The organism is Streptomyces sp. NPDC030165 (assembly GCF_055573595.1).
The window spans coordinates 199,571-205,836 of record NZ_JBVIBD010000016.1; the positions used below are offsets into that span (position 1 = coordinate 199,571).

5 protein-coding genes and 1 pseudogene are annotated in these 6,266 nt (G+C 72.3%); 2 read left to right on the forward strand and 4 right to left on the reverse strand.

Going from position 1 to position 6,266, the window contains the following annotated elements; all coding sequences use genetic code 11:
* Positions 1-164: 164 nt before the first annotated feature.
* The 3 genes from ACZ4Z1_RS28160 to ACZ4Z1_RS28170 all read right to left on the reverse strand — a co-directional run bounded on the left by ACZ4Z1_RS28160 (position 165) and on the right by ACZ4Z1_RS28170 (position 2,691).
* Positions 165-1,007 (reverse strand): patatin-like phospholipase family protein, encoded by an 843-nt coding sequence (locus ACZ4Z1_RS28160; RefSeq protein ID WP_468489430.1) that lies wholly within the window; start codon positions 1,005-1,007, stop codon positions 165-167.
* A 145-nt stretch (positions 1,008-1,152) separates the two neighbouring features.
* The gene (gene tuf, locus ACZ4Z1_RS28165; RefSeq protein WP_468489431.1) at positions 1,153-2,328 is read right to left on the reverse strand and encodes an elongation factor Tu; all 1,176 of its coding nucleotides are present in this window, start codon (positions 2,326-2,328) and stop codon (positions 1,153-1,155) included.
* Between the two features lie 117 nt (positions 2,329-2,445).
* A complete protein-coding gene (locus ACZ4Z1_RS28170) occupies positions 2,446-2,691 on the reverse strand; it encodes a hypothetical protein (protein WP_468489432.1) in 246 nt (81 codons plus the stop codon).
* 215 nt (positions 2,692-2,906) lie between these two features.
* Between ACZ4Z1_RS28170 and ACZ4Z1_RS28175 the strand changes: the two genes are divergently transcribed.
* Complete coding sequence (locus ACZ4Z1_RS28175) at positions 2,907-3,608, forward strand: TVP38/TMEM64 family protein (RefSeq protein WP_468489433.1); 702 nt, start codon at positions 2,907-2,909, stop codon at positions 3,606-3,608.
* Between the two features lie 183 nt (positions 3,609-3,791).
* Positions 3,792-4,679, forward strand: a complete 888-nt coding sequence (locus ACZ4Z1_RS28180) for an undecaprenyl-diphosphate phosphatase (RefSeq protein WP_468489434.1) — start codon at positions 3,792-3,794, stop codon at positions 4,677-4,679.
* A gap of 289 nt (positions 4,680-4,968) precedes the next feature.
* Here ACZ4Z1_RS28180 and ACZ4Z1_RS28185 read toward each other — a convergent pair.
* Positions 4,969-5,350 (reverse strand): annotated as a pseudogene (locus ACZ4Z1_RS28185) (DUF5655 domain-containing protein); the annotation flags it as partial.
* Positions 5,351-6,266: the final 916 nt, after the last annotated feature.

Consider the following 6,266-nt stretch of genomic DNA (forward strand, 5'->3'; position numbering starts at 1 on the left):
ACCCGGTATCTGCTCGGCTGCTTCGTCCACCGTCCCATTGTGCCGGTACGAAGGCGCGCGGAGACCCGCCCCGAACCGGCCGCCTGCCGCCCCGGGCCCTACCACCTGACCCACCAGCCCCTGACCGCCCAGGCAGCCGGCCCCTTACCGAATGCCGCACTCCCTCACTCCGCCCACACCGAAGCGACCTCCTTCAGATGTGCCGCGGCCTGGCGGCGACCGGCGCGGGCCGCGGCGGCGCGTTTCGCCGGATCCAGGACGTTGCGACCGAAAGCGGCGCGCGCCGCGCGGTCGGGCACCAGCACGCACACCCGCGCGCCGCGCCGCGCGAGGGCCGCGCCCTGCGACCGTGCGGTGGCGATGGGCCCGCCGCCGGACGCCACCGGCGCCAGGACGACGACCCGGCCGTACCCGGCGGCGAGGTCCGCGTTGGCGCTGGAGTGCACCCCGCCGTCGATCCACCACTTCCCGCCGATACGCACCGGCGGCCACACACCGGGGACCGCACAGCTGGCGCTCACCGCCTCGACCAGGTCCGCCCCGCTGGTGTCGTCGAAGGCCGTCCGTTCCCCGGTCGCCGCGTCCACCGCGGTGATCATCAGGCGTCGGGCAGGCCAGTCGTGGCTGACCAGGCGCCGTGCGAGGGCATCGCGGCGGCTGGGCCCGGCGGCCGCGCGGGAGCCGAGCGCGAGGCGCCCCATCCGTACGCCGAAGTCCACGGCGTCGCGCGAACGCAGCGCCAGGTACAGGAACCGGGCCAGCTCCCGCGCCCCCATGCGCGCCGCGGTCTCCCCCGTCACGGGGGCCAGCTGGCGTGCGAACAGCTCGTCCGGCGTCAGCCGCCCCGACGTGAGCTGGGCGCCGACGATCGAACCGGCCGAGGTTCCGATGACCACATCGGCCGACGGAAGGTCGATGCCGGCCTCGACGAATCCGGCGAGCATCCCGATCTCCCATCCGATGCCCGTGTAGCCCCCGCCGCCGAGTACCAGCGCCGTCCCCGTCATCGCGGTCCCTTCTCCCGGCCTCCCGCGCTCCCTGTACGGCAGTGTGGCAGCCCAGGCCCGTACCGCCCCATACCCGCTCCCCGTGCCGCCCCGTCCCCGTACGCAGGGAACGGGGCGGTACGGGCCTCCCGCCTCGCGGTCCCGGCTACACCTCGGCGACCGTACGGACCGTGCCGGCCGCCACCGTCCTGCCCCCCTCGCGGACGGCGAACCCGAGTCCGGGCTCCAGCGGGACGTCGCGCCCCAGCTCGACGGTCATCGTCACCGTCTCGCCGGGCCGGGCGATGCCGCGCTCACCGAGGTCGACGTCGCCGACCACGTCCGCCGTACGGATGTAGAACTGCGGGCGGTAGCCCGTGGAGAGCGGCGTACGGCGGCCGCCCTCCTCCGTGGACAGGACGTACACCTCGGCGGTGAAGCGCCGCCGAGGTGTGACGCTGCCCGGCGCCGCGACGACGTGCCCCCTGCGCACCTCGTCCCGGTGCAGGCCGCGCAGGAGCAGCGCGACGTTGTCACCCGCCTCTGCCGACTCCATCGGCTTCCCGAAGGTCTCCAGGCCGGTCACGACCGTCTCCGTGTCGGCGCCCAGCACCGCCACCCGGTCGCCGACGCGGACCGTGCCGCGCTCGACGGCGCCGGTGACGACCGTGCCGCGCCCGGTGATGGTCAGGACGTTCTCCACCGGCATCAGGAACGGCGCGTCCAGATACCGCTCCGGTGTCGGCACGTAGGTGTCCACCGCGTCGAGCAGCGCCTCGATGGCCCGGCTCCAGCGCGGGTCGCCCTCCAGGGCGCGCAGCCCCGAGACCCGTACGACGGGTACGTGGTCCCCGTCGTACCCGTGCGCCGACAGCAGCTCGCGGACCTCCAGCTCCACCAGGTCGGTCAGCTCGGGGTCGCCCGCGTCCGCTTTGTTCAGCGCGACGACGATGTACCGGACGCCGACCTGCTTGGCGAGCAGGACGTGTTCGGCGGTCTGCGGCATGATCCCGTCGAGCGCGGAGACGACGAGGATCGCGCCGTCGAGCTGCGCCGCGCCGGTGACCATGTTCTTGATGAAGTCGGCGTGGCCCGGCATGTCGATGTGGGCGTAGTGCCGGGTGCCGGTCTCGTATTCGACGTGCGAGATGTTGATGGTGATGCCGCGCGCGGCCTCCTCCGGGGCCCGGTCGATCCGGTCGAAGGGCACGAAGGTGCCGCTGCCCCGCTCGCTGAGCACTTTGGTGATCGCGGCGGTCAGAGTCGTCTTGCCGTGGTCGACGTGGCCCATGGTGCCGATGTTCAGGTGCGGCTTGGTCCGCACGTATGCCGTCTTGGACATGGCTGTTCTTCCTCGCGAAGCACTGCGGTGAATACGGCGGCCTGACATGCCGCCGTGGGAACCCCTGAGCCCCACCGACCCTCCCCCTGCGGGGTCCGCCGGTCGATCCGGAGAGGGTCAGCTTCGCGCGCCGTCGGCCGCGGGGACGGCGGTGCCTGCCGCGGCCGCGGATGCCGCGGGGACGGCGGCGGCGCCTGCCGCGACGGGGTCGGTGGCGAGGGCGGCGACGGCGGTGCCGGGGAACGGCACGGCATCGGCGGCCGCGGCCTCGATCGCGATGATCAGGGCCGCGAGCGAGTCGACGACAGCCTTCGGCGCGTCCGCGACTGCGGACGTGAGCACGAGGTAAGGCTGCCGGAACATGCGCCAAGGATCTCGCGCGGCACGCGCCAGGTCGAACGATTTACCAGCGCACCGAGTTGCCCGCCTTCCCTCCTCCCGCCACCCCCTCTCCCCCTCCCCCCATACCCCCTCACTCCCACCCCCTCCCTCCTGCTTCTCCCCTCCCACCCTCCCCCGTCACCCCACAGCGATCACGAATCCACCTCCTCGCCACGCTTGTCGGTTACGCTCCCGGGATGCTCGAACCCGCCGCAACGCCCGACGGCCTCGCCGCGCGCTGCACGCGTGTGCTCTTCTCCCCCTGGGCCCGCCTCGCCGTACTCCTCGTCCTGCTCGCAGGCGCCGCCGCCGCGATGATCGTCTGGCAGCCGCAGCGGCTGCTGGCGCACGGCTGGCCGCCCGAGTGGGCCGGCGGCGGCGCCGTGGTGCTCTTCGGACTCGCGTACGGGGTGTGCACCACCGCCTTCGTCCCCCGCCCGGTCCTGAACCTCGCCGCCGGCGCCATCTTCGGCAGCCTGCCCGGCTTCCTGTCCGCCCTGGCCGGTACGGTCCTCGGCGCGGGCCTGGCCTTCGGGCTCGGCCGGCTGCTGGGCCAGGACGCCCTGCGGCCCTTCCTGCGCGCCCGGTGGCTGACCGCCGCCGACCGGCAGCTCAGCGACCACGGTTTCCGCTCCATGCTGGCGATCCGGCTCTTCCCCGGCCTGCCGTTCTGCGCCACCAACTACTGCGCGGCGGTCTCCCGTATGGGCTGGGGCGCGTTCCTGCTGGCCACCACCCTCGGCAGCGTGCCGAACACCGCCGCGTACGTCATCGCCGGCGCCCGCGCCTCGACACCCACCTCGCCCGCCTTCCTGATCTCCACGGCCTTCATCGCGGTCTCCGGTCTGGCCGCGGTGCTCGTGGCCTGGCGCAAGCGCGCGTCACTCCGGGGGCGTTGACGGGCAGGCGCCCGGAAAGAGCCCTTTGAGCACTCGGACACTTTCGGGCGCTACGCTGCCCCTCGACCGGTCACTGATCCCGCCGACCGCACGTACGCACTTCCGTCCTTTCCGCCCTCGTGCCGCCCGCCCCGCGTCTTCGCTGGGTAAGCGCTTGATCACCCTCTGGATAGCGTAGCTCCGATGCACTGGTTCGAATCCTTCATCCTCGGCCTGGTCCAAGGGTTGACCGAGTTCCTGCCCATCTCCTCCAGCGCGCATCTGCGCCTGACCGCGGCGTTCGCGGGCTGGCACGACCCCGGCGCCGCCTTCACCGCGATCACGCAGATCGGCACCGAGGCCGCCGTACTGATCTACTTCCGCAAGGACATCGCACGGATCGTCTCGACCTGGGCGCGCTCCCTCGTCAACCGCGACCTGCGACACGACCACGACGCCCAGATGGGGTGGCTGGTCATCGTCGGCTCCATCCCGATCGGCGTCCTGGGCATCACCCTCAAGGACGCCATCGAGGGCCCCTTCCGCGACCTGCGCCTGATCGCGACCACCCTCATCGTCATGGGCGTCGTCCTGGGCTTCGCGGACCGCCTGGCCGCCCGCGACGAGTCCGGCGGCCGCCACCGCGCCGTCAAACAGCGCAAGACCCTCACCGACCTGAACGTCAAGGACGGCCTCGTCTACGGCGTCTGCCAGGCCATGGCCCTGATCCCCGGCGTCTCCCGCTCCGGCGCCACCATCAGCGGCGGCCTCCTGATGGGCTACACCCGCGAAGCGGCAGCCCGCTACTCCTTCCTCCTCGCCATCCCCGCCGTACTGGCCTCCGGCGCCTACGAACTCAAGGACGCCTTCGGCGACGACGCCACCGCGAGCCACGTCTCCTGGGGCCCGACCATCTTCGCCACGGCCATCGCCTTCGTCGTCGGCTACGCCGTCATCGCCTGGTTCATGAAGTTCATCACCACGAAGAGCTTCATGCCGTTCGTCATCTACCGCATCCTGCTGGGCATCGCCCTGTTCGCGCTGGTCAGCGCAGGCGTCCTGAGCCCGCATGCGGGGGAATCGGCGGGGTGAGGGGGCGGTTCCGGGCCTCTGTTCTACCTGTTCCTGCACGTACGAACGCGCAGATACCGGCAGATCCCCGCAGCTCCGCGCGGGCGATTTCCTTGGTCGACTCCCATTCCGCTCCCAGTTGACCTTGGCTGTCGGCAGCCAAGGTCACGTCTCCGGACCGCTGCTCCGGGGCGGCCAGGTGCACCCTGAGATGGGCCGCCTCTCCACCTCCGCGGTTGCACCTTGGCCTCCCTGATGCCCGACTCCCCGGACATGAGGGCACCAGGCGGAGAAGACGCATCCGCCGACTGCCGACCACGCAGATCAGCCGCGGCGCGCTCCACCGCACCCAAAAGGCTGCTGCCGCCCCGAGCGCCGACCAGGTGCCCGAACTCGGCACGGTGGTCCGTCAGCCACGCCCGGTGGAACAGGCCCTGGTTGATCACGCCCGCGTCCGTGCCGCGCTTGTACCCGACGACCACCGGCGCGTCGTTCCCGTCCAGGCCCAGCGAGTCGACCCGTCCGCCGTGCACCGGCCCGGTGCCGTACTCGCTCGCCAGGAACCGCACGCCCAGCAGCGTCTCCATGTGCGCCTCGATGAGATGCTGCACATCCGCCTCGACCTCAGCAAGGCGCGGCGCGACCTCGCTCACGCCGCCGTTCATCGTGTGGAACAGCTTCAGCCCCGGCACCTTCCCCTCCTCGGCTCCGGGACTGCAACTCCTGCGATGACCACGATTGTTTCCGCAGAGGGCCGCGAAGCGGTGAAGATGATGCGAGAGCCTGACCGTAGCCACTCGGAACCCCTGTGTCCCCCGGACATCGGGAGCCTGCCGTTCCCCCATGCGTCCCCCGTACCCCGGAGGACAACTCAGGAAGAGCGCGTTTGCCCAGGTCAAGCGCCATGCACAGGATGATGAATCGAGCACCTTCCAAGCACTTGGCCTTAGACACAAAGCAGTAGATCAGCAGCGAGGCTGTAGGAGGGCATCGTTGACCGTTGCGGCCGGCCCCGCCTCATTTCCTCACGTCAGGCTGGCCTGTGCTCGTGCGTGGTGGCCTGGGGTCCACGAGCGGCGCGCACGCCCGGCGGCGCGGGTACGGCCGTCCGGCCTAGCCGGAGCGGACCGGCGGACGGCGGACGGCGGACGGCGGACGGCGGACGGCGGACGGCGGACGGCGGACGGCGGACGGCGGACGGCGGACGGCGGACGGCGGACGGCGGGGGCGCGTACCCGAAGGCGCGCTCCCTGTTCTGCGGGTAGGTGGCCGGTTCGGGGATTCGCCGCGTGGTACGCCGCCAGCCCCCTGGCGACGGTCACCGGCCTTGACCTCACGCTGAACGCGGCGCTGCTCACGGCCGGTTTGCTGTACTTCGTGAGCCGGTCGGCGAACCGTCTGGTCGGACACCGAAAAAGCGCCGACCACCACCGAGCGCACGACGGCCCGAGCCGCACACCGGGCCCCTCGGGGCGGCACCGCGCATGCGGTCGCCCATGCTGAAGCGGGGGGGGGGGGGGGGGGGGGGGGGGGGGGGGGGGGGGGGGGGGGGGGGGGGGGGGGGGGGCGGGGCGGCGGGGAGACGATAGATCACACCCCCCCTATACC

Excerpts from the sequence above, each read along its gene's own strand:
- ACZ4Z1_RS28160 (WP_468489430.1), bottom strand. The coding sequence starts at position 1,007 with ATGACGGGGACGGCGCTGGTACTCGGCGGCGGGGGCTACACGGGCATC.
- tuf (WP_468489431.1), bottom strand. The coding sequence starts at position 2,328 with ATGTCCAAGACGGCATACGTGCGGACCAAGCCGCACCTGAACATCGGC.
- ACZ4Z1_RS28170 (WP_468489432.1), bottom strand. The coding sequence starts at position 2,691 with ATGTTCCGGCAGCCTTACCTCGTGCTCACGTCCGCAGTCGCGGACGCG.
- ACZ4Z1_RS28175 (WP_468489433.1), top strand. The coding sequence starts at position 2,907 with ATGCTCGAACCCGCCGCAACGCCCGACGGCCTCGCCGCGCGCTGCACG.
- ACZ4Z1_RS28180 (WP_468489434.1), top strand. The coding sequence starts at position 3,792 with ATGCACTGGTTCGAATCCTTCATCCTCGGCCTGGTCCAAGGGTTGACC.